Below are 24,157 nucleotides of genomic sequence, written 5' to 3'. Positions count from 1 at the left end.
CCGTCGGCCGCAACCGCGGGACTGCCGCGGTCGGTAGACGCGCCGCCCCGGCATCCCGCCCGTGGACTGGTCGGTCCGCATTCTGTTCGCCGTCGCCCTGGTCCTCGCCGGCAACCTGTAGCGTGTGCCTGACCGGCGTTCACGACCCTCACCGGGGCAGCATGGATGTCGCGCCCCCAGCATTGGGAAGTGCCCGTAGAGCACCCCCACGACCCAGGCCCCGCCTGGGTCGTGGGGGGAATGCCGGCCGACGCCCCCGGACCTCCGGTGGCGCCCGCTCGGCGGAGTGGGCGCCGGGCACCGTCGGTGCGCATCAAAGGCAGGCGGCCGGTCACTGTGTCCGCTGGCGTCCGGCCACTGTCAGTGCCTGCCGACATGATCACCGGCATGACACCGCTGCTTCTCACCGACATCGAACGAGCCGTCCGCAGCAGTTGGAGCGCCGAGACGTGCACACCCGAGTTCCGATCGCGCTGGAGCGAGGACAATCCGGCCCGGGACCAGTGCGGGGTGACCGCCATGGTGCTCCACGACCTGCTGGGGGGCGAGTTGCTCCGGGGAGAGGTCCACGTCGGCGGAGAGCGTGTGGACTACCACTGGTGGAACCGCCTGGGCCTGGGCATCGAGATCGACCTCACCCGTGAGCAGTTCGGGCCGGAGGAGATCGTCACCGAAGGTATCGTGATTCCCCGTCCGCCGGTGTCCGAGTGGCGCAGGCTCAGACAGGAGTACGAGCTTCTCCGCGACCGCGTCGTGGAAAAGCTCAACCGACAGCAGGTGACGGCCTCCGCGGCCGCACCTCGTTGGTCAGCTTGAGTCTGTTCGACGTGTGCGCGGCTTCGGCCAGGACGGTGTCGGGATCGCGCAGGCCGTCGCCGCCCTGAAGTCCTGGCGGCTGCTGCGCAGGCTCCACTGCTCCACCACCTGCATCACCGGTCTTGTCCGGGCTGTCCTCGCCCTTCGCCTCACCGCATCAGCGTGAGACTGGAAAGGGCTGACTCCGATACGAGAGCAGATCCGCTTTTAAGAGCACTCATATTCCTCAGCGGGCTTGTATGGCGCCGTCTTCACTGGATACATACATAGCGCCTCCCTCGGCAATCAAGTCACTAACTCCTTCTCCTTCAGTACCAGCTTCCCAAATGCGCTCTCCACTGCCTGCATTAAAACTGTGGACTTTCCTGTCGCCACCGATGCAGACAGTATCACCGCAGAGGACTGGCGCTGTTGCCGTTCCCCCCTTTACAGAGGTAGACCAGATGACTTCGCCTGTCTCCTCATCAAGGGCGTAGAGTTTGCCGTCGCCCCCTCCGACGTAAATGGTTCCACCATGAGCCAGTGGAGTTGTGGCCACTCCTTCTCCAATGGAGGAAGTCCAGTGGCGCGCGCCGGTGGAACGGTCGAGGGAATAAATTTTTCCACTGACTCCGATGAGGTGAATTTTTCCCTCCATCGGGGTTACAACCGGAAAAGAAGGATCCGCCTCTTCTATGGCAACCTCCCAATACTCCTGCCCCGTAGCTGCGTTAATTGCACGCAAATGTGTCCCGTCGTGCACATATACCGAACTTTCATGCACTTCGGGGTAGGTTCCAATCCCCGCATAGATCCTGCGGTCTACCTTTTCTTTCCCTGTTGAACATTCGACTACCCGGCTCGCCCACTTTTTCTCCTTAAAGCTTGCCAGTGGTGGCCGCTCACCAGAAATCAAGCAGGCTCCCCCGGATGCGGTAACAAAATAATCATCGAGCTCCCAGAGATCACTCCCGTTTTTTCGATTAAATGCAACTGCAGTTTCCAGTGTGTAACACAAGCTGCCGGGTATGCAAATATTCGAAAGAGATGCCGGTGAAGCTGAACTGACTCGACTTAGGGACTGACCGGAGGAAGCCATGGAAGACGCAAAGACACTGGCCGATAGGCGCACATACAGGGATTCACTTGAATGTCCAACGATGTGCGCTAGAGGATCTTTAATGTCAAGACTCCTTGGGCCGCCAGTATTCGTGAGGAGCGGCACAAATTCGCGTTGCCAGATTTTTTTACCGGTGGCGACGTCCCGGGCTTGAATCACACCTGTGTCATTAGTGAGGTAAACTGTGCCTTCTACCACGGTGATCGCCTTGCCATGGCTCTGTACGGGGCTGCTCCACTGGACTTTTCCCGAGGCGGCATCCAGCGCTTTCACTTCCGTGTCCAGCTGTGCGAGCAGGATCCCTTCATCGGTGACCGGGTGCAGCGTCGCTGCGCCGCCCACGTTGGTCTCCCACTTCTGCGGTGGAGCTGGTTCCAGATCGTTCACCTTGGGCGGTTTCCCCGGCGGGGATGCGGAGGCAACCGGCTCTCTGGGAACCGTGTCGGTGGATACGGCCATCGCCAGGGCGGCAGCCACGGCGACGGCCCGTAAGACGGTGCTCCGCCGGGGCCCCGGCCTCCTGGGTGCGGGAAGGAGGCGCACCGCAGGTGTTGTCCGCGGTACCAGGGGACGGTGGGCAGGGGGTTCCGCTGCTGGTTGGGGGGTTGTCCGCGTTGTCCGCTGGGGTGTGTGGACAACTTCGCCGATGAGGGTCTTCTCGTCCTCGGGGGGCGTGGTTTCGGTGAGTCCGAGTTGCTCGCGCAGTTCGGACATCTGGCTGTGGTGGGCTTCCAGCTGCTGGTCGGTGGCCTGCAGGAGATCGTCGTAGGTCTGCAGGTCCGGTAGCCCGGCCACCGTGAAAGAGGCCGGCTCGCCCCCGCCGCTGCTGGCGCTGCCGCTCTCTTGCGAAGTCGCCTGCTCCTGAGCTTGCCGGGAGGTTTGCTGGGCGCGGCGGTACGCCTCGGCTTGCTGCTGTGCGGCGATGCGCAGTTCTTCAGCTTCTTGGCGTTCTCGGCGGGCTGTGGCCAGGCGCTCTTCGGTCTGGTTCAGCCGCTGTTGGGAGGCGGCCAGCTCCTGTCGGATTTCGGAGACGGTCGAGGTGCGCAGTTGGGCTTGGGCGCGGTCACGTTCGGTTTCCAGCAGGGCGCAGCGTTCGCGGAGGGAGGCCACCATGGTCAGCAGCATCTGGATGATCTGCGTGGTGGCCAGCAGCGTCTCCTGGGCCTGCAGTTGTCCCTTGCGGGCTTCGTCCAGCCTCAGTTGCAGTTCCTGCGAGGAGGCCGACGAGGACACGGCCTCGCCCAGGGGCCGGCGGGCCTGGGCGGCCTCCTCCGCCACCTGTAGTAAGGCCTGCCCGCGCCACAGGTGCTGCTGCCGCAGCCGCGGATCCGGCACCAGGGCAATGACCAGGTCCTGCAGTAGCCAGCTGGGAAGCAGCTTGCGGCCCTTGAGGAAAGCGCTCCACTGTGTGCGGCCGTAAGGGAAGCGGCTCTCCAGCTCCCGCAAAGTCACCCCGCGGGTGAGTCTGCGCAGCCACGCCGCCAGTTCCTCAGCCTGCGGGGTGTCCCCGTCCAGCGGCCCCGGCCGGGCCCCTCCCATAGGTGCCATCCCCGCGTTTCCTCCCCCTGGTGTCCGCGCTGTCCACCACCTGCCGGTCGCTCACCTGCGGCAACACCAGCGGCCTCACCGGACAACGCGCCCCCTTGCGCATGCTGGCTCCACAGCTTTCCACACACCACGCAAGGGGGACTCGGTAATGCGGCAATCCCACCGCCGACGCCTGGATCTGATCGTTTTCGTCTCGATCCTCACCGCCGGCATCGTTCTGGTTCTCATCGGCGTCCCCGCCGACTCCCTGGCCACCATCACCGTCGCCCTCTCCGGCCTGTACGGCACCTGGACCAGCGCCCGCACCACCGCCCCCCGGAGCTCCTCCCAAGCTCCCGACGAAGGAACCGGGCTCTGACACCAGACCCTCGGCAGCACGCCTTCGCTCCGGCACCGCCTCGACCGAACCACCGCAGGGTTCCCGTTCGACGTTGCGACCGGAGCGTGTGCGGGCCCGCTGCTCAGGCTGCGGCGGGCCCGTATGGCGCACGCCCTCCGCTTGGCGCGGAGGCACCAGAGGCAGCCGGTGTGCGGGAAGGCGGCGGATCGCTTGGTCAGTCGCCCCGGAGAGCAGGTGTCTGAAGTACGTGGCCGACCTGGTCCATGAAGCGGTTGTACGCCGGGTTCAGCCCCGCGAAGGCCGCCTCGAAATCCGCGGTCTCTCTCTCCCGAGACCGTGAGGGCTCGCGGTGCGCCTCGTCCCAGGCGGCCATGGAACGCGCTGCTGCGCCGATGGCTCTGTGCAACCTCTTGCTGGCTTCGACCAGAGGCTCGGGTCCAAGAGGAACCAGATGCATGCACGCGTTGGCACTGACCACATACGTCTCCTGCACCCGGTTCATGAGATCCGCGCCCCGATGCGCGCCACGCCGCACCACAGCCGCGCAATCCACCATGACCCGGCTAAAAGCCTCATAGCTGTCGATCACGGCAGTGCAGGCCTTCTGCCGCTCCTGACGGAGCCAGTGCTGATGCTCGACATCGCCCTGATCCCTGACCTGCCGCCGAAGCGCCCGGGAAGTCAGCAAACCCCCGACAGCCGCCCCCGAGACGGCAGCGACAGCCGCGATCCCAGCCGCCCATACAGCGGCATCCCCCTGATCCATCCCCTCATGATCCAAGCCGGACGCTCCGCCCGAAAGACCACCCCCAAGACAGCCCGTGCACCAGGCCCCCGCAACGACACCCGCACTGACTCGCCCCCAAGCCAGCCGGACCAGCCCCCGTGAGCGTCAGGCAACAGCACCCCGCTCCAGCCAGCGCGACTCCACAATCGCCTCGCCCGGCCCGGAACGCGGCACCGACCGCGCAGCACCAGGGCGAGGTCGCGGCGGGCTTCGGCCAGCGCCGCAGAGGCACACCGCGAACCAGACCCGCCCTGTGCCCTGCTGCCGTCGGCGCTCTGCCACGGGCAAGGACACACGCCCGTCACAGGACTCGGGCGTTCCCTCGCCCGCGGCAGAGCACCGACGGAGAAGACCTGTTCGGGCGCGCGCCGCCGGGCGGCCGGTCACCGGCGCGGCCGTCGAGCGGTCGCGCCGGGCTTCCCGGGTCTCGCGACGGCGGCCCGCGGGAGCGTCAGGCGCGGTTGCGGCGGACGCGGAGGATGCCCGCGGCTCCGAGCGCGACGAGTGCGGCGCCACCCGCGGCGAAGAACAGCGTCGCGGAGTCGCCGCCGGTGTCGGCCAGATTCTCCCCGTCCTGCGCGGCGGCCTCAGCGACCCCGTTCCCGTCGTCGTTACCGTCACCGGAGTCAGCAGGGGCATCGGCGTCGGTGCCGTCTTCCGAGACCGGCTCGCCCTCACCGGACCGCTCCTGCGGGGCCGGGGCTTCGGCGTCCTTCCCGGGGGCGGTGACCGCGCCGGACGGGGCCGGGGCGCCGTTCAGGCTCACGGCCACCGTGGCGGACCCACCGCCCGATGCTCTGACCTCCACTTCGATCCGGTGGGTGGTGTCGGTCAGCCGCGTGATGGCGTCGGTGTCGCCGCCGCCGTCCTCCTCGGTGGTGTCGATGAGGCGGGAGCCGGTGTAGGAGCCCTCGGGCACCCGGTAGGCGTGGACGCCTTCGACCTTGGCGTCGAGCGTGCCGTACCGGTTGGAGTAGGTCGCGTCCTCGTGGCGGTACTCGATGACCAGGCGGTCCTCGCCCATCGGTATGTCGAGCGCGCGCACCCCGTCCTTCGTCCCGTAGAGCGGAGCCAGCTCGTAGGTGGCGGACTTCTCCACCGTGACCGCCTGGCCACCGGGCAGCCACCCCCTGCTGATGAGCTCGGGCGCGGTGAAACCGACGCCGGCGCCGCCCCCGCCCATCGGGGTCTTGCCGCTGGTACCGCCGGTGGTGCAGTCGCCCAGGTCGCCGCCGGCGCACTTCTCGCGGAGGTGGTGGGCGAAGCCCTGGTTGTGGCCGAACTCGTGGACGAGCAGGTCCTCCCCGATCTCCTGACCGACCAGGCTGACCCAGGTGTAGGGGCCGGGCATCGAGCCGAGCCCGGACCAGTTACAGTCGCTGCCCTTGCCCGGCTGGATGACGGAGAGGCTGTCGTAGTCCTCGCCCCTGACGTACCCGTCAGCTTCCAGGGCCTTCTGGGTCGCCGAGTTGACCTGGCCCGCGTTGCAGGGCTTCTGTGCGAGGTCGAGTTCGTACGGGCCGACGACCTTCTCGGGTACGGCCGGCACATAGGTGAAGGCGCCCTGCGAGACCTTGTCGAAGTAGCCGGCGAGGGACTTCCGCCCGCCGAAGTAGCTGCTCGCCGCGTACTCCTTGACGAGGTCGGTGTCCGGGAACTTCGCATCCTGGAAGCCGACGACGACCACGAGGGTCCTGCGTTCGCCGGTAACCGGGTCCTCGGCGTGGGCGGTACCGGTGGCGGAGGCGGCCAGGGCGATGCCAGTGGCGACGGCGGCGGCGCGGATGCGCGTGTGCATGGGGAGCCTTTCGGGTCCGGGGAACTTCTCACTTCTGAGGAGTTCGCGGTCCCGGATCCGTCCCGCGACTTTGCCGACACTTTGCCAAAGTGCCGTTCGGACAGGCGGGAGACGCGGTCGCTTGGTCAGCTGTCCGTGAACTCCCCGTCGAAAAGGGCACCGTCGTAGAGGAAGCCGAAGGACGGCGAGCCGTAGTAGTGGTGGTTGGTGGCGATCTTGTCAGTGTGCGGCTTTCCGTCCGCGGCGTTCGCCCAGTCGTCCAGACCCAGGTACATCGTGCCGCCGTCCTGGATGAACCGCGCCTCGCCCGCCCCTTCCGGAGCGTGGAGACCCCACAGCTGGCGGGTGTCGGAAGGGTCGCAGACGGCCTGTGTCACCGGCGCGTCATCGATCTGCGTGCCCTGGTTGGCCAGGCACATCCCGGTGCCGGTGTTGCGCAGCTGCACCCGGCCGTCACCGCCGGGACGGAGCAGGTTCCACTGCTGGTGCGCGCCGCCGTCGCAGGCCGCCTCCCTGGCCTGGGCGCCGGCGGCCGCGCTGCCGGCGGGTATCTCCATGCACCGTCCCGTGGACGCCGGCCGCAGCCGGGTGCGGTCCTCGGCCGCCGGGTCCGGCACCGCGGCGCCGCGCACCGCCCGCGTGCCCGGCGCCGGGGAGGCGCTGCCGCCGGACGGCGAGGGGGTGGCGGAGGCGCTCGGCGGCTCGGGAGCCGGGGAGGGGGGCTTCGGCACGGTGGGGACGGGCGCGACGGAGGAGGTGGAGGCGGCCGGGGCGGGCGCCGTCCTCACGGATTCCTCCCCGCCGGGTAGGAGCAGGAGGCCGCCTGCGACGGCAGCCGCCGCGGCCACCGCTGCGGCCGTGGCGCCCCAAGGGGACGCGGCCGTGGCCGGCGGTGGTGCGGTGACGGGCTCGTGTGTGGCACTGGACGCGGAGGAGCCGGAAGACCCGGAAGGGGAAACCGCCCCCGTACCGCTGGCCGCGACGCCTGCGGCGAGCCGGGCGGTGAGGTAAGCGGGCGCTCCCCACAGCAGCAGCGCGACGGGTAGCACCGCTCCCAGCCGCTGGTTGAGGTCGGTGAGCTCGGTCAGAGCGCGCCGGCAGCCGGCGCAGTCGTCGAGGTGCCGCCGCAGGTGCCGGGGCATACGGCGGCCGGGCCGACGTACGGCGGATCCCAGGAGCGTGCCGTAGCGGCGGCACTCCCGGCTGCGTCCCGCCGACTCGGCGTGCGCGCTGAGGAACGCCTCCCGCAGTCCCTCGCGGGCGCGGGCGGTGAGGGAGGCCACACCGCTGGGGCTCACGCCGAGGAGCATGCCGGTCCTCGCTGCAGGCTCGCCCTCGACGACGCTGTGCCACAGCACCGCCTGCCAGCGCTCCGGCAGGGAGCGGAAGCCGCGCAGCACCATGCTGCCGTCCTCCAGCCGGATCATCCGCTCCTCGGCGCTCTGGGTGTCCGCGCCCTGTGCTCCGTGGAGTTCGTGGAACCAGCGGTCGAAGTCGGCGGAGAGCTCCGTGCGGCGGGCCGAGGAAGCCCACTCCCCGGCGGTGTGGCGTACGACGCCGAGGAGGTACGGGCGCCATGCCTCCTTCGGGCCGCGGCCGGACTGGACGGCCTGGATGGTCCGGGTGAACGCCTCGGATGCCAGGTCCTCCGCGGTGTGCGCGTCGCGGACGAAGGTGCGGGCGTAGGCCAGCGCGGCGGAGTGGTGGCGGCGGTACAGCTCGGCCAGGGCGCTCTCGCCGCCTGTCTGCCGCCGTACCGCCGCGGTGAGTTCCGCGTCGGAGGGCTCGGCAGGTGCTCCCCCGGGGCCCGTCGGCGCCCCAGGACCGCCGTTCTCCGCCGCCGATGTCATGTGCGGACCATACACAGCCACCTGTCCTGACGGCCTCGGCCGGGTCCCGCGGCGCCCCCGGCCGGGTCCCGGTCAGCCACCGTGTGCGGCCCTCCCCGGCAGGGGCGCGGCGGTGTCCGCGCCCGGCTGGGGGTGCACGCAGTGCCAGCGATGCCCGCCGGGGCCGTCCGTCGCCTCCGGGAAGGCGGCGGCGCAGATGTCGTCCGCCTTCCAGCAGCGGGTGCGGAAGGGGCAGCCGGAGGGAGGGTTGGTGGCCGACGGGACCGGACCGTGCAGCACGATCCGCCGGGGGCGCTCCAGCAGGCTCGGGGTGGCCGAGAGCAGGGCCTCGGTGTACGGGTGCCGGGAGTCGCCGGTGACCTGCGCGGCCCTGCCCTCCTCGACGACGCGGCCGAGGTACAGCACGGCGATGCGGTCGGACAGGTAGCGCACGGTCTGCACGTCGTGCGAGATGAACACCATGCCGAGGCCGAGCCGGGCCCGCAGGTCCACCAGGAGGTTGAGGACCTGGGCGCGCACCGAGACATCCAGGGCGCTGGTGGGCTCGTCGGCGACGATCAGCTCCGGTTCCAGGGCCAGGGCGCGGGCGATGGCCACGCGCTGGCGCTGGCCGCCGGAGAGCTGGCCGGGCAGCGCCTGAAGGGTGTGGCCGGGCAGGCCGACCAGGTCGAGGAGTTCCTCGACGCGCTGCTCGCGTTCGGCCGGTGTCCCCCGGGTGTGCACGTCCAGCGGGTCGCGCAGGATCCGGCGCACCGGCAGCCGTGGGTTCAGCGCGGTGGACGGGTCCTGGAAGACCACGCCGATCGAGGCGCCGAAGCGGGTGCGGCGTTCGGCGGCGGACGTCTGCCATAGGTCTTGGCCCTTGAAGTACACATGGCCCTCCGTCGGGCGCTGCAGTCCGGTGACCACCCGGGCCAGGGTGGACTTGCCGCAGCCCGACTCGCCGACCAGGCCGAGGATCTCACCGCGCCGGACCTCCAGGCAGGCGTCGGTCAGGGCGTGCACCGCATCCCGGCGCAGGATGCCGCCGCTGCGCGCCTTGTGCCGTACGTGGACGTGGTCGAGCCGGACGAGCGGTTCCATCGTGGTGTCCTTCGGTGCGGTCATCGGGCGCTCTCCACCCGCTCGGCCGGTCGGTTCACGGGCGCCGGGTGGTGGCAGGCGAACAGATGGTCCCGCGCGGTCTCGCGGTCGGCCGGGGGCGGCGGGGTGGTGGTGCACAGGCCGGTGGCGGCGGCGCACCGGGAGGCGAACCGGCAGCCGGGGCCGAACGCCTTCGGCGCGGGCACGACACCGCGGATCTGGTGCAGCCGGTCCGCGCCCGCCTCCAGCGAGACCACGGAGCCGAGCAGTCCCCGGCTGTAGTGGTGCGCCGGGTCGGTCAGCAGGGAGCGGGTGGCGCCGGCCTCGGCGATCTGGCCCGCGTACATCACCGCGACCCGGTGGGCGAGATCGCCGACCAGGGCCAGGTCGTGCGAGACGAGGACCATCGCGAAGCCGAGTTCGTCGCGCAGTCTGACCAGCAGTTCGACTACCTGGGCCTGCACGGTGACGTCGAGCGCGGTCGTCGGCTCGTCGGCGATGAGCAGCCGCGGGTCGCGGGAGAGCGCCATGGCGATCAGCACGCGCTGGCGCTGGCCGCCGGAGAGTTCGTGGGGGTAGCTGCGCAGGGTGCGCTCGGGGGACAGGCCGACTAGCTCCAGCAGTTCGGCGGGGGTGCGGGTGCCGCCGCGCGAGGTGAGCCGCTTCAGCTGGGTGCCGATCAGCACCGACGGGTTCAGCGACGACATGGCGTCCTGGTAGACCATCGCGATCTGAGGGCCCATGAGCGCCCGGCGCTCTCTGGGTGACAACTTCAGCAGGTCGCGGCCGCGGTAGAGGATCTCGCCCTCGGCCTCGGCGTTGCGGGCCAGCAGGCCCATGATCGCGAGGCTGGTGATCGACTTGCCGCAGCCCGACTCGCCGACCAGGCCGAGGGTCTCGCCCTCGCGGACGGTGAAGGAGATGCCGTCGACGACCCGGATGTCGCCGTAGCGGTCGGGGAAGCGGATCGCCAGGTCGCGGACGGCGAGGAGTTCCGGCGCGTCCTCGGGCAGCGGCGGCACCGCGGGCTCCACCGCGTTCAGCCGGGTGGCGAGCTCGGCGAGCGCGGCGTCCACCGTGATCTGGTCGGTGGCGGGCGCGGCGTCCGCCGTGGCCTGGTCGGCGGAGCCGGAGCCGTCGGCGCGGGCCTTGTCGGGGGAGGCGGCGGCGTCCGTCATGCCCTCGGACAGCACGTTCAGGGCGAGCACCGTGATCAGTACGCACAGGCCGGGGAAGAGGGTCGCCCACCAACCGCCCGAGAGCAGGATCTGCCGGCCGTAGGCCAGGACGCTGCCCCAGCTGGGGTCGGGGTCCTGCACACCGGCGCCGATGAAGGACAGGCTCGCCTCGAAGATGATGGAGTCGGCCACCATGACGGTCGCGAACACCAGGATCGGTGCGGCGCAGTTGACGGCGACGTGCCGGGCCACGATGTGGCCGCGTCGGGCGCCGATGACCTGCTCGGCGGCGACGTAGTCCTCTCCGTACTGCTCCAGCACGCCTGCCCGCACCACCCTGGCCAGCGAGGGCGAGTAGACGAAGGCGATGGTGAAGATGATGACTGGGACGCTGGGGCCGAACACCGCGACGAGGACGGCGGCCAGCGCGATCGGCGGGAACGACATCACGACGTCGAGCGTGCGCATCACCGACTCGTCGGCCAGTTTGCGCGAGGTGGCCGCCAGGGCTCCCAGAAGCGATCCGACGGCCAGCGCGAGGAAGGTCGCACCGAGGCCGATGACCAGGGAGTAGCGGGCGCCGTGCACGACTCGGGCGAAGATGTCGCGGCCGGCCCGGTCGGTGCCGAACCAGTGGTCGGCGCCCGGCGGCTGGGCGGGGGTGCCGGTGGCGAGCGGGTCCTGGGTGAGCAGCGGGGCGAAGACCGCGCCGAGGACGACAACGGCGAGGACCCCGAGGGCGACCTTGGAGGGTACGGGCAGACGGCGCAGGCGGGTGCCGGGCCGGAGCCTCTCGGCGAGGGAGCGTGGGGCGAACATCACACCGTCCTGATGCGCGGGTTGACGAGCAGGTAGAGCAGGTCGACAACGACGTTGACCACGAGGAAGGCGACCGCGATGGTGAGCACGGTGCCCTGGACGAGTGCGACGTCGCCTCCGGTGACGCCCTCGAGGATCAGCTTGCCCATGCCGGGCAGGTCGAAGATCGCCTCGATGACGACGGCGCCGCTGAGCATGTAGCCGACCTTGACGCCGAGCACGGTCAGCGGGGTGACCAGGGCGTTGCGCAGCACCGAGCGGATGATCAGGGACGGCGGCAGGCCGCTGCCCCGGGCGGTGCGCACGTAGTCGCGGTCGAGCTCGGCGACCATCGAGGTGCGCACCAGGCGGGCCAGCGACGAGGCGACCGGCAGGGCGAGGGCCAGCGAGGGGAGCGCCATGCTCTCGAGCCAGCCGCCGAAGGAGTCGGCCGGGTTGACGTAGCCGCCGGTCGGGAAGAGCGGGATGTTCAGCGCGAACTGCTGGATGAGCAGGACACCGAGCCAGAACGAGGGCAGGGCGATGCCGGCCATCGACAGTACCCGGAACACCTGGTCGGGCCAGCGGTCCCGGTACATGGCGCTAGTGACGCCGAAGACCAGGGCCAGCACGATGGCCAGCGAGAGACCGAGCAGCGTCAGCTGCAGGGTCAGCGGGAACGCGGTGGCGATCCGATCGGCGACGGGCTGGCTGGGCGGCACGGTGACACCGAGGTTTCCCTGCACCAGGTCGGCCAGGAAGGCGAAGTAGCGCACCGGCAGCGGGTCGTTGAGACCGTGGGCCTCGGCGAACGCGGCACGCGCCTCGGGGCTCGCGCTGTCGCCGAGCGCGTTGTACGCGGGGTCTGCCGGTGAGAACTGCAGCACCACGAAAACCAGCAGCGCGATGCCGAGCACCATCACCGGCATCATCGCGACGCGGCGCAGCGCGAGCCGGAGGAATGCAACCATCGTGAGGTTCCTAGGATTGGGGCCGGTCGCCGCCGCTGCCCGCCGGGCAGCGGCGGCGACCCGAGGGCGGGTGTACGGGCTCAGGCGCGGCCGACGTCGATGAAGGACAGACCGGTGGTGGGCAGCGGCTTGAAGCCCGGCAGTGTCCCGTCCCGCCAGGCGGTGGGCAGCTTGCGGTGCAGCACCGGGTACAGGGCCGCCTCCTCGGCGACCAGGTCGGTGACCTGGCCCCACAACTCCTTGCGCCTGTCCGCGTCGGCCTCCGAGGCGGCCTTGTCGAGCAGCGACCTGGTCTTCTTGTAGGCGTCGGAGCCGGCCCAGCCGTAGCGCTTCTCCGGCCAGAAGCCGTAGTAGAACCAGCGCAGCAGCAGGTCGGCGTCGTTGCCGAAGACCGACGGGTCCCCCGGCGCGGCCAGCGCGTCGAAGTCGCCTTTGTCGATCTTGGCGTACTGGGCGGGGGACTGGGCGATGTCCAGCCTGGCGTCGATGCCGGCCGCCGCCCAGCTCTCCTTGATCAGCGGTGCGATGTCCTTGACCCAGCCGGTGTCGGTGAGCAGCAGCGTGAAGGAGAGCTTGTCCACGCCCGCCTCCTTCAGCAGCTTTTTGGCCTTGGCCGGGTCGTGGCCGTAGACGGTGGCGGCCTCGCGGTAGTCGGGGTGCGTGGCCGGCACGTATCCGGTGGCGGGTTCGGCGTTGCCCAGCAGCGCGGTGGAGATGATCTTTTCGGTGTCGAGCGCGTAGTGCAGGGCCTGGCGTACCCGCTTGTCGGCGAAGCGCTTGTCCTTGCAGTTGAACATCAAGAAGAGCAGCCCGAAGGACTGGACGGACTCCACCTTGTCCTTGTCAGTGAAGCCCTTGACGTCGATGTAGGGCACGTCCTCGATGGCTTGGACCCGGCCGGACTTGAGTGCGCTGACCCGGGCGGACGGGTCGGACATCAGGTACCAGACCATCTTCTTGGCCTTGGCCGGGTGCGGCCCGTTGTACTTGTCGTACGCCTCCATGACGATCTTGTCCTCGCGGACCGCCGACACGAAGCGGTACGGGCCCGAGCCGACGGGCTTGGCGTCGAAAGCCTTGGGGTCGGCGCCGACGATCTTCCTCGGCACGATGCGCACCACGGATATGCGCGAGGGGAAGAGCGCGAAGGGGTGCTTCAGTTTGAACTCGACCGTCGAAGTGCCGACCGCCTTCACCTGGTCGATGAAGGGCACGAACTGTGCCATCAGCGAGGCGTTCTCCGGGTCGAGGACGCGCTCGAAGCTGAACACCACGTCGTCCGCGGTGACCGGCGAACCGTCGTGGAAGGTGGCCCCCTCTCGCAGGGTGGCCCGGTAGGTGGTGGCGTTGATCTTCTTGGGCATCTCGGTGGCCAGTGTCGGCCGCGCGACGAGCGTGGCCGGGTCGAGGTCTACCAATCCCTCGAAGATGTGCATGTTGGCGGCGTACGGTGTGGCGCCGGAGGTGATCATCGGATCGAAGCCCGTGGAGAGGGGGTAGGAGAGCCCGGCTTCGATGGTCGAGGTGCCGCTGCCGGAACCGCCGGACTCGCTTCCGGTGCTGCCGGGGCCGCCGCAGGCGGACAGGCCCGCGGTGATCGCGGTCGCCACACCGATGGCGCTGGTGTATCTCATGAAGGTGCGGCGGTCGACGCCTGCTGCACTGCGCGCGGACAAGGGTTCCTCCAGGCGGAGACGTGGTGGGCGTTGCAGGGGTGAGGTGGGCGCGAGCCCACCTCACCGAAATGTGTCAGACGTCTGATGTCTGATGCTTGATAGCGTGGGAACGTAGCCCGGCGATGGAGAGGGGTCAAGAGGTGGCGGTGGGACAAGGTGAGATCCGACGTGCGGCGCCGGAACCAAAGGTGGCACGACAACCACTGCGACAGGAGGTCGTGGACGGTATCAAGTCCTACATCCTGCGCAACCAGCTGCGCCCGGGGGATCCGCTGCCGACCGAGCCCGCCCTGTGCGAGGCGCTCGGCGCCAGCCGCTCCAGCGTGCGGGAGGCGATCAGGATCCTCACCGCGCTCGACATCGTCGAGGTGCGGCACGGCCACGGCACCTACGTCGGCCGGCTGAGCCTGTCCGCCCTGGTGGAGAGCCTGGCCTTCCGCGGTCTGCTCAGCCCCGACGACGACTTCCAGGTGATGTCCGACCTCATCGAGGTGCGCGAGCTGTTCGAGCGCGGCATGGCGGAGCGGCTCGTGCAGTCCCTGAGCGACGACCAGGTCGACCGCCTGGCGGCGCTCGTCGACGAGATGCGCAAGGCCGGCGCCGGAGAGGGGAACGGCTTCATCGAGGCCGACCGGGCCTTCCACACCCTGCTCGTCGCCCCCCTCGGCAACGACCTCATCGGGCAGCTCTCCGCGGCGTTCTGGGACGTCTACGTCATCGTCGCGCCGCACCTCGACGTCTTCACGCACGAGCACGAGGCGGCCACCATCGCCAACCACCAGCGCATCGTGGACGCCGTGCGGGACCGGGACCCTGCCGAGTTCGCGGCCGCGCTGACCGAGCACTACGCGCCCGTGCGAAAGCGGATCGCGGAGGCCCGCGCGCGCCGCTGACCCGCTCGCCCCACGGAGGAGGCGGCCCCACGCCGGGGCCGCCTCCTCCGTGCCGTACGGAACATCCGGCCCCCACCGGGCGGGCGGGCCGAGTACTTGACGGCCCTCTCCCAGATCCCTAAGGTCCCAGGACGACAGACATCAGACGTCTGTTGTCAAGGATTGACGTTCCCCCTCCCACACTTTCCGCGCTGCGCCGCGCGCACGCCTCACCCACCGGGGCCCTCCTCATGCCACTGACGGACCTCACCCTCGCCCAGTGCCTCGCACTCCAGCCCGACCTCGATGAGCCCGCCGACCTCGACGCGTTCTGGCACCAGACCCTGCGGGCGGCCCGAGCAGCCGGCGGCGCCCCCCGCCTCACTCCCGTGGACACCGGCCTGACTCAGGTGACGACCTACGACGTGACCGTGCCGGGATTCGCCGGCGAGCCCGTCCGGGGCTGGCTGCACCTGCCCGCCGGGGCCGACGGCCCACTGGGTTGCGTGGTGGAATTCCTCGGCTACGGACGCGGACGCGGCCTGCCGCACGAGCAGGTGCTGTGGGCGAACGCGGGTTACGCGCACTTCGTCATGGACACACGGGGTCAGGGCTGGTCCACGGCCGGCGGCGACACCCCCGACACGGCCTCCCTGAACGGCGACGTCCCCGGTTTCCTGACCCGCGGCGTGGACGACCCCCACGACCACTACTACCGGCGCGTGTTCACCGACGCCGTGCGCTTCGTCGAGGCCGCCCGCGCGCATCCGGCCGTCGACCCGAACCGGACCGTCGTGACCGGCGTCAGCCAGGGCGGCGGCATCTCGCTCGCGGTGGCCGGGCTCGTGCCGGGCCTGGCTGGCGTGATGCCCGACGTCCCTTTCCTGTGCGACATCCGGCGCGGAGCGACGATCGCCGGCGCGCCGCCCTACACCGAGATCGCGGAGTATCTGCGTCTGCACCGCGACCGTGCCGAGGCTGTCTTCGCCACCCTGGCCTACGTCGACGCGGCCCTGCTGGCCGCCCGCGCCACCGCCCCGTCGCTCTTCTCCATCGCCATGATGGACGAGATCTGTCCGCCCTCCACCTGCTTCGCCGCCTACCACCGCTACGGCGGCCCCAAGGACCTGCGCGTCTACGAGTTCAACGGCCACGAGGGCGGCGGCGGTCACCACCGGCGCGAACAACTCGCCTGGGTCCGGGACCTGCTCTCCCCGCCCCGCCCCCTGAACGAATCCGGTCCCTCCACCCTGCACGCCCCCCAGCCCGCCTGACCCCCACCTGAGAAGAGGCCCGTTCATGCAGCGCAGAGCCACTCTGGTCACCGCCACCGCAGCCACCGCCCTGGCCCTGCTGATCGCCGGCACGCCCGCCGCGCACACCGCCGATCAGCAGACCGCCTTCGCTCCCGGCGCCCTCGTCTCGCAGGACATCGCCACCGCCGGCGCAGGCTCCCCCTACTACCGCATCCCCGCCCTGACCAGGACGGTCAAGGGCACGCTGATCGCCGCCTACGACGCCCGCCCCACCCTCGCCGACCTGCCCGGCAACCTCGGTATCGTCCTGCGCCGCAGCACCGACGGCGGGGCCACCTGGCAGCCCCAGCAGGTCGTACGCAAAGACCCCGCCCCCCAGGGCTACGGCGACCCCAGCCTCCTCGTCGACCGGCAGACCGGGCGAATCTTCGTCTTCTACGCGGCTTCCGTGAACCAGGGCTTCTTCGGTTCGGCGACCGGCAACGACGAGAGCGACCCGAACGTCCTCCAAGCCGACTACAGCTACTCCGACAACGACGGCCTGACCTGGAAGCACGAACGGATCACCGCCGAGATCAAGAATCCGGCCTGGGCCGGGATGTTCGCCGCCTCCGGCGAGGGCATCCAGCTGCGGCACGGGAAGTACGCGGGCCGCCTCATCCAGCAGTACGCCATCCGCCACAACGGCGCCAACTACGCCGTCAGCGCCTACAGCGACGACCACGGCGCCACCTGGAGGACGGGCACCCCGGTCGGCCCCGGCGGCGACGAGAACAAGACCGTGGAGCTGTCCGACGGCCGCATCATGCTCAACAACCGATCCGCGCCGTACCGCACGGTGGCCTACTCCACCGACGGCGGCGTCACCTACACCCCGTTCCAGCAGGACAGGGAACTGCCCGACCCCGCCAACAACGGCTCCGTCATGCGCTTCGCGCCGGACGTACCCGCCTCGCACCCACGCGCCTCCTGGCTGATGTTCAGCAACACGGCCGCCACGGGCAGCCGCAGCAATCTCACCGTCCGCCTCTCCTGCGACAACGGGCAGAACTGGCCGGTGCGCAAGACCGCCGAGGCCGGCTCGGCCGCCTACTCCACGCTCACCCCACTCAGCGACGGCACCGCGGCCAACCCCCGGGTGGGCCTGCTGTGGGAACGCGCCAACTACCAGCACATCACCTACTCCTCCTTCGACCTGAAGTGGCTCGGCGGAGTCTGTGCGCCCGTCACCGTCACCCCGCCCGCCTCCCTGCCCGCAGGGAGGACCACCGAAGTCACCGTCCGCGTCGTCAGCCAGAACGACGTGGACCTCCCCTCCGGCACGGTCTCCCTCAAGCTGCCGGCAGGCTGGAGCGCCCCGAGCGTGACCGTGCCCGCTCTCAGGCCTGGCCAGGGCGCGAACATGAAGATCCCCGTCACCGTCCCCGCGAACGCCGCCGCGGGCGCCGTGCCGACGACCGCCACCTACCTCGTGCGCGGCTGGCAGCGGTCCTACGGTGACGGCACGCTCACCGTCACCGCGCCCTAGCCCGCCCCTGGCCGCCCGCGCGACGCCTCGCGCAGGCGGCCCGTTCCGTACCGACACCACCCTCCCCAGGAGCCCCTTCATGTCCTCGTCCCTGCCCCTGCGCGGCGTCGTACCGCCCGTCTGCACCCCCCTGGACGCATCGGGCGAGGTCGACACCGCCTCGCTCGCCCGGCACGTCGAGCACCTCGTGAGCGGAGGGGTCCACGGCCTGTTCGCCCTCGGCTCCAGCAGCGAGGTCGCCTTCCTCACCGACCGGCAGCGGGAAGCGGCGCTGCGGACGGTAGTGGAGAGCGCCGGCGGGCGCGTCCCCGTGCTCGCCGGCGTCATCGACATGACCACACCCCGGGTGCTCGCCCACGCCGAGGCCGCCCGCGAGGCGGGCGCCGACGCCCTGGTGGCGACCGCGCCCTTCTACACCCGGACCCACCCCCGGGAGATCATCCGCCACTTCCGCACCATCCGCTCCCGCATCGGCCTGCCCCTGTACGCCTACGACCTCCCGGTCTCCGTGCACAGCAAGCTCTCCACCTCCCTGCTACGCGAACTGGCCGGGGACGGCACGCTCGCCGGCCTCAAGGACAGCAGCGGCGACGAGGGCTCCCTGCGCAGACTCATTGTCGAGCTCGGCGGACGCCACGGCCGCGCCGAAGGCCCGGCCCCCTCCTTCAGCATCCTCACCGGGTCCGAACTGACCGTCGACGCCGCTCTGCTGGCCGGCGCCGACGGTGTCGTACCCGGCCTGGGCAACGTCGACCCCGCCGGATACGTGCGCCTCTACGACGCCGTGCGGGGCGGCGACCTCGAACGCGCCGTCAAGGAACAGGAGCGGCTCGTCGAGCTGTTCGGCATGGTCGACGCGGGCCCGGAGGACGAGATGGGCCGCAACTCCTCCGCCATCGGCGCGTTCAAGCACGCGCTGCGGCTGCTCGGGGTGTTCACGCACGGCACCACCGCCGCCCCGCAGATCCAGTTGGACGACGCGTCGGTCGCGCACGTCGAGCAGCGGCTGCGCGGGGCCGGACTGCTCCCGGTCCGATGACGGCACGGCACCGCGGCACACCGGTGATCGGCCTCGACCTGGGCGGCACGAAGATCGCCGCCGCCCTCGTCGCGGGCGACGGCGCCGTCCTGGCCCGGCACACACTGCCCACCCCGGCGGCCCGGGGGGCGGATGCGGTGCTGGACGCGCTGGCCGAGGCCGCCCGTGCTGTCCGGAGGCAGGAGGCCACCGCGATCGGCGTCGCCGCGGCCGGAGTGATCGACCCCGCCTCCGGGACCGTGGTCAGCGCCACGGACACCCTCCGCGACTGGGCCGGCACCGCCCTGGCCGACGGCCTCGCCGGCCGTACAGGGCTCCCCGTGGCCTGCGACAACGACGTACGGGCCGCCGCCGCCGCGGAACTCGCCGCCATGGACGGCGGCGAGGGAACCACGCTGATCTACGCGGCCGTCGGCACCGGCGTCGGCGGCGCCGTCGCCGCCGCGGGGCGCATACTGCACGGCGCCGCCGGAATCGCCGGCCACCTCGGCCACCTGCCGAGCCCCGAGGCGGACGGACTGCCCTGCACCTGCGGAGCCATCGGCCACCTGGAGGCGATCGCCGCCGGGCCGGGCATCACCGCCCACTACACGCGGTTGAGCGGGAACCCGGCCGACCGCCTGGAGACCGTGGCCGGCCGCGCGGCCCGCAAGGACCCGCACGCGGTCTCGGCCATCGTCACGGGCGCCCGTGCGGCCGGCCGCGCCCTGGGCGGCCTCGCCAACGCCCTTGGACCGCACCGCGTCGCCGTCGGCGGAGGAGTGCCCCGTATCGGAGCGCTGTACTGGGACTCCCTGTGCTCGGCCTTCGCCGCCGAACTCATGCCCCCGCTGCGCACCCTGCGCCCGGTCCCGCCGGGCGCAGGAGACGACGCGGCAGTCCTCGGGGCCGCCGCGCTGACCCGCACGCTGCCCCTGCACCCTCCCCGCACCTCTGGAGCCACGCCATGACCTCGTCCGCGCCCCAGCCCTCCGGCTTGGCCGCTCTTCTGAAGGGCCGTCTGATCGTGTCGTGCCAGGCACCGCCCGGCGACCCGATGCGCCACACCGGCACCCTCGTGCGCATGGCCCGCGCGGCGCAGGCCGGCGGCGCCGCGGCCGTGCGCGTCAACGGACCGGAGGTCGTCGCGGCCGCCGCCGCGGCCGTCGACCTGCCGGTGATCGGGCTGTGGAAGGACGGCGGCACCGGCGTCTACATCACCCCGAGCGTGCGCCACGCGCTCGCCGTCGTCGAGGCGGGAGCCGTGGTCGTCGCGGCCGACGCCACCGCCCGGCCGCGCCCCGACGGCAGCACCTTCACCGAACTCGTCGCGGCCGTCCACGAGGCGGGCGCCCTGGTCATGGCCGACGTCTCGACTCTTGGCGAGGGCCGGGAAGCCGCCGCGCAGGGCGCCGACTTCGTGTCGACCACCCTGTCGGGATACGTGCCGGGGTCGCCCCGGCAGACGGCGCCGGATCTGCGGCTCGTCACCGAACTCGCCGCCTCGGTTCGCACCCCCGTGATCGCCGAGGGACGCATCGCCACTCCGGCGCAGGCCGCCGACGCACTCGCGGCGGGTGCGCTGAGCGTCGTCGTAGGTACCGCCATCACGGCGCCGACCGCGCTGACCAGGCGCTTTGTGGACGAGCTGGCGGGCTGACCGGAAGGCCGGGCGCCGTCCTTCCGGTACTCCCCCACAGGCCCCGGCCGGGCCCTCCCCTCCGGCCGGGGCCGCACGGCGTGCGGCGGGCGGCTTCCGGGACGTCCTCTCCGCCCCGGTAGGTCCGTGCGGGCCTACCGGGGCGGAGGGGACGCCGGGCTCCGCGGCCGGTGCCGTACCGCGGGCGGCCCCGCGCCGGCCGTCAGAGTCCCTGCCAGCGCGGTTTGGCCTCGTAGGTGGCGTGGAAGTAGTCCGCGAGCTTCAGCCGGGACGCCGCCGCCTCGTCCACCACGACCGTGGCGTGGGGGTGCATCTGCAGTGCGGAGGCCGGGACCATCGCGGTCAGCGGCCCCTCGACGGTCTGCGCGACGGCCTCCGCCTTGGCCTCGCCGGTGGCGAGCAGCACCAGATGGCGGGCTTCCAGGATGGTGCCGATGCCCTGGGTGATGACATGGTGCGGCACCTGGTCGATGTCACCGTCGAAGAAGCGGGCGTTGTCGGCGCGGGTCTGCCGGGTGAGCGTCTTGATGCGGGTACGGGAGGCCAGCGAGGAGCACGGCTCGTTGAAACCTATGTGCCCGTCGGTGCCGATGCCGAGCAGTTGGAGGTCCACACCGCCGGCCTCGGCCAACTCCCTGTCGTACCTCGCGCAGGCCGCCGGGACATCCTCGGCGGAGCCGTCGGGTCCCATGAAGGACGCCTCGTCCAACCCGAGCGGTTCCACCACCTCGCGCAACACCACCGAGCGGTAGGACTCGGGATGCCCGGCGGGCAGGCCGACGTACTCGTCGAGCTGGCAGATCCGGGCGCGTGAGACGTCCACATCGCCCGCGGCGGCCTTGGCTGTCAGGGCCCGATAGACGGGCAGCGGCGTCGAGCCCGTGGCCACACCGAGCAGCGCGCCGGGCTTTCGCCGCAGAAGGTCGGCCATGGCCTCGGCGATGATCTCCCCGCCCGCGGCGGCGTCCGGGACGATGACAACTTCCACGCTGCGCCTGCCGATCCGAGAATGAACACCAGTGGTATAGACCACTATAGCAGGGGGCGGACCGCAGCCGCACACCCACAGGACCCACACCACCACGGCGGCGTTCACCGGGCCCTGCTTCGACGTATCCGCGGGCGTGGGCGGCCGGACCCGCCCCAAAGGTGCGGAGAAGGTACCGCCGACCTCCCTGGGCCCGGCGCACACCCGCCGGCCGGAGGTCCACCGCCGGTGCACCGTCCTCCAGATCGGCAAGTACACCGATCCGGGGAGCCGGGCACCGCCCGTCCAACATCGAGGTGCACCCCTGGGTGCCGCAGCGGGCGGTCCTGGCGCAGACGGACGCCTCCGCCGCCCACGCCGGCATGGGCGGCTGCAACAAAGGACTGCTGGCGGGCGTCCCGATGAACGCCGTGCCGCAGGCCACCGACCGGCTCGCGGGACTGGGCGTGGCCCGCCGCACCGACACCGCGGAGGCTGCCGTCGGGACCCTGCAGCCGTCGGCCCGTCGCCCGACCCGCACCGGAAGCTGAAAGGGTTGCCGGTATCGCCGCGCTTCGGGATGGGCGACGTGACCACCTCCGATCAGCAGACGGTCCCTGGACCGGCAGCGCGGCGCAGCAGCGTCTACCGCTGCGCCGCGCTGCCGGCGGCTGGAACAGCGGCAGGGGGACCGATCCGGGCGGCCCTGCCCGGCCGCAGGGTCCAGGGCACAGGCGCGGTGTTCGTCAACCACTCATTCGCGATCAGACGCAGAACGATGAAGTGCCGCAGATCCCGCGGCTGCTCCTGCCACCCCAGCCCTTCACACAACTGCTTCATCGAGGGGCCGTGGCCGTGTTCGGCACGGAAGGCCGCCGCGAACTGCGCGGCACGAGGGCCCCGGTCCGGCTGGGTGTCCTTCCACACGCCGTAGGCGGAGTGCACCTTCTTCGAGAACCGGACAGCGGAAGGCTCGCCCATGAACGCCCTCGCCACCCGTTCGGTAGGCAGGGCACACAGGGAGCAGTGCTCGACGGCCTCAACATGCCGGCGCAGCGCAGCACTCGCCCGTTCCTTCCATGCCTGCCAGCGGAGCAGGTCGACTGCTGCCTTGGCGTGGGGGCGAGGACCCATGCCCGACAGGTGCCGGACGGCTTCGGTCAGCAGATATTGCTCGTCCTCGAGCTCGGACAGGAAGCCCTTGGACCGTAGCTCGGGCAGGGCGGCGCGACAGTGGCCGGGAAGGGCGGCAGGAAGGGTGCCGTAGCCGTTGGGTGAGCTGTGGGAGGCCAGGAACAGCGCGGCCAGCCGCGCGGCAGGGGTGGCCTTCTTCACCGGCTTGACGGCAAGGGTCCGAGTCGTCCACCCCGACACCCGGGAACGCATGAGCTTGCCGAAAGGCAGCTTGCGGTCTGTCTCGCCGATCAGGGCAGGCACAGTGATAGGCACGGGGGTATCCGGGTCGCCCCCCAGAAGGTCCCCCTGCGCCTGCCAGCCCAGGGCCTCCACCGCGGTGAGGGCGCCTGCCGGGTCGGTCAGGCGCAGGGAGCGCAGGTCCGCCCCGGTGAGGTTGCCGGCCCCGCTCCGGGCGGCGCGGATAGCGACGACCACGGCGAGCAGCTGCGCATCCGCGCCCGTCAACGGCAAAGAAGCCACGTAGGCCAGGAGGCGACGGGCGGCTTCGCCTTGCTGCGTGGTCAGCAGGAAAGACAGAGGAGCGCTCGCCGCGGTCGGCGCAGCCGAAACAGGAGACGGGCTCGGTGAAAGTTTTGGCACGTCACGTACAACGCGCACAGACGGCTGCGGTCACCGCAGACACCGACTACAGCCCCGCGAAGTATCGACATCCCTCTCCAGCACGGCGCACTCGGAACGGCAGGAGCTGGGGCGAGGTGAGCCGGGTTGTCAGACGCTGATGATGGTCACCGCCGTCACTCGCCACAGCCTGCCTCCGCCTTCACCACCGGGTGTCCCGGCCAAGCCTGCCCCCGCCGCCCACGCGCCATCACCGCCGCGAGTGTCGGCGCGACATCCACGTGATGGCGGGCCCCGGGCAGGGGGGCGGTGTGCGGGTAGGTGGTGTCACCCTGCGGGGCGAACGGCCGCAGCCGTGTTCACGGACGCGGAGCCTACGCTCGGGGAGCAGGGCTGCGGCGGGCTCCGAGGATGCCGCCCGCGCGGTCATCGAACGCCTCACCACCGTCCTGTGACAGGCCGGGCTGAACCAGGGAGCCTGGTTCAGCCCGGCCCTCGCCTGGGGGGTGGCGCATGGCCTGGAAGGACTCGGGGCCAGCGGAGGGAGGGCAGAGCCGGTGGCCGCGGCCACCGGAAGTGGAGCCAGGTGACCTGAGACGGACCGGAGCCCTGCTCGGCGCCGGCGGTACTCCGCCTCGGTCCAGTAAGGCTTGGCGGTGGTGTGGCGGGCTCTTGCCACGTCACGCGAGAAGCGGCACGGAAGGTGCACACTTCCGTAAGGTGGCGTGCATGACGGAGATCACTTACTCGATCGTGGAAGCCCGCGCCCGGCTCGGCGCCATCGCACGCGAGGTCAGCGCCACCCGTGAACCGGTCGCCATCACCGACCACGGACAGACCGTCGCGATGCTGGTCAGCCCCGCCGATGCCCTGGAACTGCAGGAGCTGCGGGCGCTGGCCGCCTACCGCGCCCGCCAGGCCCGCGGCGAGGACACCGGCGTCCCGCACGAGGAGGCCTACCGCCGCGTCTTCGGCCAGGACCAGGCGTGAGGTATGAGGTCGTCTGGGAGCCCGAGGCCCTGGTCCAGGCGGAGCGGCTCGCCAAGGACGACCCCGACGGGGTGAGGCAGGTCTTCACCGCCGTCGACCACCTCGCCGACAACCCCCGCCCCCAGGGCGCCTTCGGCAGCAGCGATGTGCTGCGCATCCACGTCGGG

21 protein-coding genes are annotated in these 24,157 nt (G+C 71.1%); 11 read left to right on the top strand and 10 right to left on the bottom strand.

Annotated features, from left to right (window positions below):
• Positions 1-387: 387 nt before the first annotated feature.
• Both BMY40_RS26230 and BMY40_RS27650 read left to right on the top strand, forming a co-directional pair.
• Positions 388-816 carry a YunG family protein gene (locus tag BMY40_RS26230; protein WP_093663285.1) on the top strand — a complete coding sequence of 143 codons (429 nt, stop codon included), beginning with the start codon at positions 388-390 and terminating at the stop codon, positions 814-816.
• Positions 817-829: 13 nt separating this feature from the next.
• Positions 830-982 (top strand): hypothetical protein, encoded by a 153-nt coding sequence (locus tag BMY40_RS27650; protein ID WP_425443175.1) that lies wholly within the window; start codon positions 830-832, stop codon positions 980-982.
• A 60-nt stretch (positions 983-1,042) separates the two neighbouring features.
• Here BMY40_RS27650 and BMY40_RS26225 read toward each other — a convergent pair whose 3' ends face one another.
• Positions 1,043-3,367 (bottom strand): outer membrane protein assembly factor BamB family protein, encoded by a 2,325-nt coding sequence (locus BMY40_RS26225; RefSeq protein WP_218158329.1) that lies wholly within the window; start codon positions 3,365-3,367, stop codon positions 1,043-1,045.
• 244 nt (positions 3,368-3,611) lie between these two features.
• Here BMY40_RS26225 and BMY40_RS26220 point away from each other — a divergent pair, with 244 nt between their 5' ends.
• Positions 3,612-3,821 carry a hypothetical protein gene (locus BMY40_RS26220; RefSeq protein WP_093663272.1) on the top strand — a complete coding sequence of 70 codons (210 nt, stop codon included), beginning with the start codon at positions 3,612-3,614 and terminating at the stop codon, positions 3,819-3,821.
• A 196-nt stretch (positions 3,822-4,017) separates the two neighbouring features.
• Here BMY40_RS26220 and BMY40_RS26215 read toward each other — a convergent pair whose 3' ends face one another.
• The 7 genes from BMY40_RS26215 to BMY40_RS26185 all read right to left on the bottom strand — a co-directional run bounded on the left by BMY40_RS26215 (position 4,018) and on the right by BMY40_RS26185 (position 13,902).
• On the bottom strand, positions 4,018-4,569 hold the full coding sequence (locus BMY40_RS26215) for a hypothetical protein (RefSeq protein WP_093663271.1): 552 nt from the start codon (positions 4,567-4,569) through the stop codon (positions 4,018-4,020).
• Positions 4,570-5,041: 472 nt separating this feature from the next.
• The gene (locus tag BMY40_RS29015; RefSeq protein ID WP_093663270.1) at positions 5,042-6,388 is read right to left on the bottom strand and encodes an LAETG motif-containing sortase-dependent surface protein; all 1,347 of its coding nucleotides are present in this window, start codon (positions 6,386-6,388) and stop codon (positions 5,042-5,044) included.
• A gap of 125 nt (positions 6,389-6,513) precedes the next feature.
• On the bottom strand, positions 6,514-8,238 hold the full coding sequence (locus BMY40_RS26205) for a sigma-70 family RNA polymerase sigma factor (protein WP_093663269.1): 1,725 nt from the start codon (positions 8,236-8,238) through the stop codon (positions 6,514-6,516).
• A 72-nt stretch (positions 8,239-8,310) separates the two neighbouring features.
• The gene (locus BMY40_RS26200; protein WP_093663268.1) at positions 8,311-9,345 is read right to left on the bottom strand and encodes an oligopeptide/dipeptide ABC transporter ATP-binding protein; all 1,035 of its coding nucleotides are present in this window, start codon (positions 9,343-9,345) and stop codon (positions 8,311-8,313) included.
• Entirely contained in the window at positions 9,342-11,318 is a 1,977-nt protein-coding gene (locus BMY40_RS26195) for a dipeptide/oligopeptide/nickel ABC transporter permease/ATP-binding protein (RefSeq protein ID WP_093663267.1), read from the bottom strand. Before BMY40_RS26195 ends, BMY40_RS26200 begins: the two co-directional genes overlap by 4 nt.
• Positions 11,318-12,268, bottom strand: a complete 951-nt coding sequence (locus BMY40_RS26190) for an ABC transporter permease (RefSeq protein WP_093663266.1) — start codon at positions 12,266-12,268, stop codon at positions 11,318-11,320. Before BMY40_RS26190 ends, BMY40_RS26195 begins: the two co-directional genes overlap by 1 nt.
• A gap of 80 nt (positions 12,269-12,348) precedes the next feature.
• Positions 12,349-13,902: an ABC transporter substrate-binding protein gene (locus tag BMY40_RS26185; RefSeq protein ID WP_093663284.1), complete on the bottom strand. Its 1,554-nt coding sequence runs from the start codon at positions 13,900-13,902 to the stop codon at positions 12,349-12,351.
• 182 nt (positions 13,903-14,084) lie between these two features.
• On the opposite strand from BMY40_RS26185, the gene BMY40_RS26180 reads away from it, so the two are divergent.
• The 6 genes from BMY40_RS26180 to BMY40_RS26155 all read left to right on the top strand — a co-directional run bounded on the left by BMY40_RS26180 (position 14,085) and on the right by BMY40_RS26155 (position 20,278).
• Positions 14,085-14,837, top strand: coding sequence for a FadR/GntR family transcriptional regulator (locus BMY40_RS26180; protein ID WP_093663265.1), 753 nt, complete (start codon positions 14,085-14,087; stop codon positions 14,835-14,837).
• Positions 14,838-15,067: 230 nt separating this feature from the next.
• Positions 15,068-16,090 carry an acetylxylan esterase gene (locus tag BMY40_RS26175; protein ID WP_093663264.1) on the top strand — a complete coding sequence of 341 codons (1,023 nt, stop codon included), beginning with the start codon at positions 15,068-15,070 and terminating at the stop codon, positions 16,088-16,090.
• 25 nt (positions 16,091-16,115) lie between these two features.
• The gene (locus BMY40_RS26170; RefSeq protein WP_093663263.1) at positions 16,116-17,600 is read left to right on the top strand and encodes an exo-alpha-sialidase; all 1,485 of its coding nucleotides are present in this window, start codon (positions 16,116-16,118) and stop codon (positions 17,598-17,600) included.
• Positions 17,601-17,679: 79 nt separating this feature from the next.
• Positions 17,680-18,639 (top strand): dihydrodipicolinate synthase family protein, encoded by a 960-nt coding sequence (locus BMY40_RS26165; RefSeq protein ID WP_093663262.1) that lies wholly within the window; start codon positions 17,680-17,682, stop codon positions 18,637-18,639.
• The gene (locus BMY40_RS26160) at positions 18,636-19,589 is read left to right on the top strand and encodes an ROK family protein (protein WP_093663261.1); all 954 of its coding nucleotides are present in this window, start codon (positions 18,636-18,638) and stop codon (positions 19,587-19,589) included. The genes BMY40_RS26165 and BMY40_RS26160 overlap by 4 nt, the downstream gene beginning before the upstream one ends.
• Positions 19,586-20,278 (top strand): N-acetylmannosamine-6-phosphate 2-epimerase, encoded by a 693-nt coding sequence (locus tag BMY40_RS26155; RefSeq protein WP_093663260.1) that lies wholly within the window; start codon positions 19,586-19,588, stop codon positions 20,276-20,278. Before BMY40_RS26160 ends, BMY40_RS26155 begins: the two co-directional genes overlap by 4 nt.
• A gap of 202 nt (positions 20,279-20,480) precedes the next feature.
• Here the strand turns inward: BMY40_RS26155 and nagB are convergent, their stop codons facing one another.
• Positions 20,481-21,266, bottom strand: coding sequence for a glucosamine-6-phosphate deaminase (gene nagB / locus BMY40_RS26150; protein ID WP_093663259.1), 786 nt, complete (start codon positions 21,264-21,266; stop codon positions 20,481-20,483).
• 308 nt (positions 21,267-21,574) lie between these two features.
• Here nagB and BMY40_RS29215 point away from each other — a divergent pair, with 308 nt between their 5' ends.
• On the top strand, positions 21,575-21,796 hold the full coding sequence (locus BMY40_RS29215; protein WP_093663258.1) for a hypothetical protein: 222 nt from the start codon (positions 21,575-21,577) through the stop codon (positions 21,794-21,796).
• Positions 21,797-21,890: 94 nt separating this feature from the next.
• On the opposite strand, the gene BMY40_RS26140 is transcribed toward BMY40_RS29215, so the two are convergent.
• Positions 21,891-23,021, bottom strand: coding sequence for a hypothetical protein (locus BMY40_RS26140; RefSeq protein ID WP_093663257.1), 1,131 nt, complete (start codon positions 23,019-23,021; stop codon positions 21,891-21,893).
• Positions 23,022-23,729: 708 nt separating this feature from the next.
• Here BMY40_RS26140 and BMY40_RS26135 point away from each other — a divergent pair.
• Complete coding sequence (locus BMY40_RS26135; protein ID WP_093663256.1) at positions 23,730-23,990, top strand: type II toxin-antitoxin system Phd/YefM family antitoxin; 261 nt, start codon at positions 23,730-23,732, stop codon at positions 23,988-23,990.
• Positions 23,991-24,157: the final 167 nt, after the last annotated feature.

Origin of the sequence: Streptomyces radiopugnans, assembly GCF_900110735.1 — a bacterium.
Classification (GTDB): domain Bacteria; phylum Actinomycetota; class Actinomycetes; order Streptomycetales; family Streptomycetaceae; genus Streptomyces; species Streptomyces radiopugnans.
Note: the sequence above shows the minus strand (reverse complement) of the source record. Positions and strands in the feature narration are given on the sequence as shown.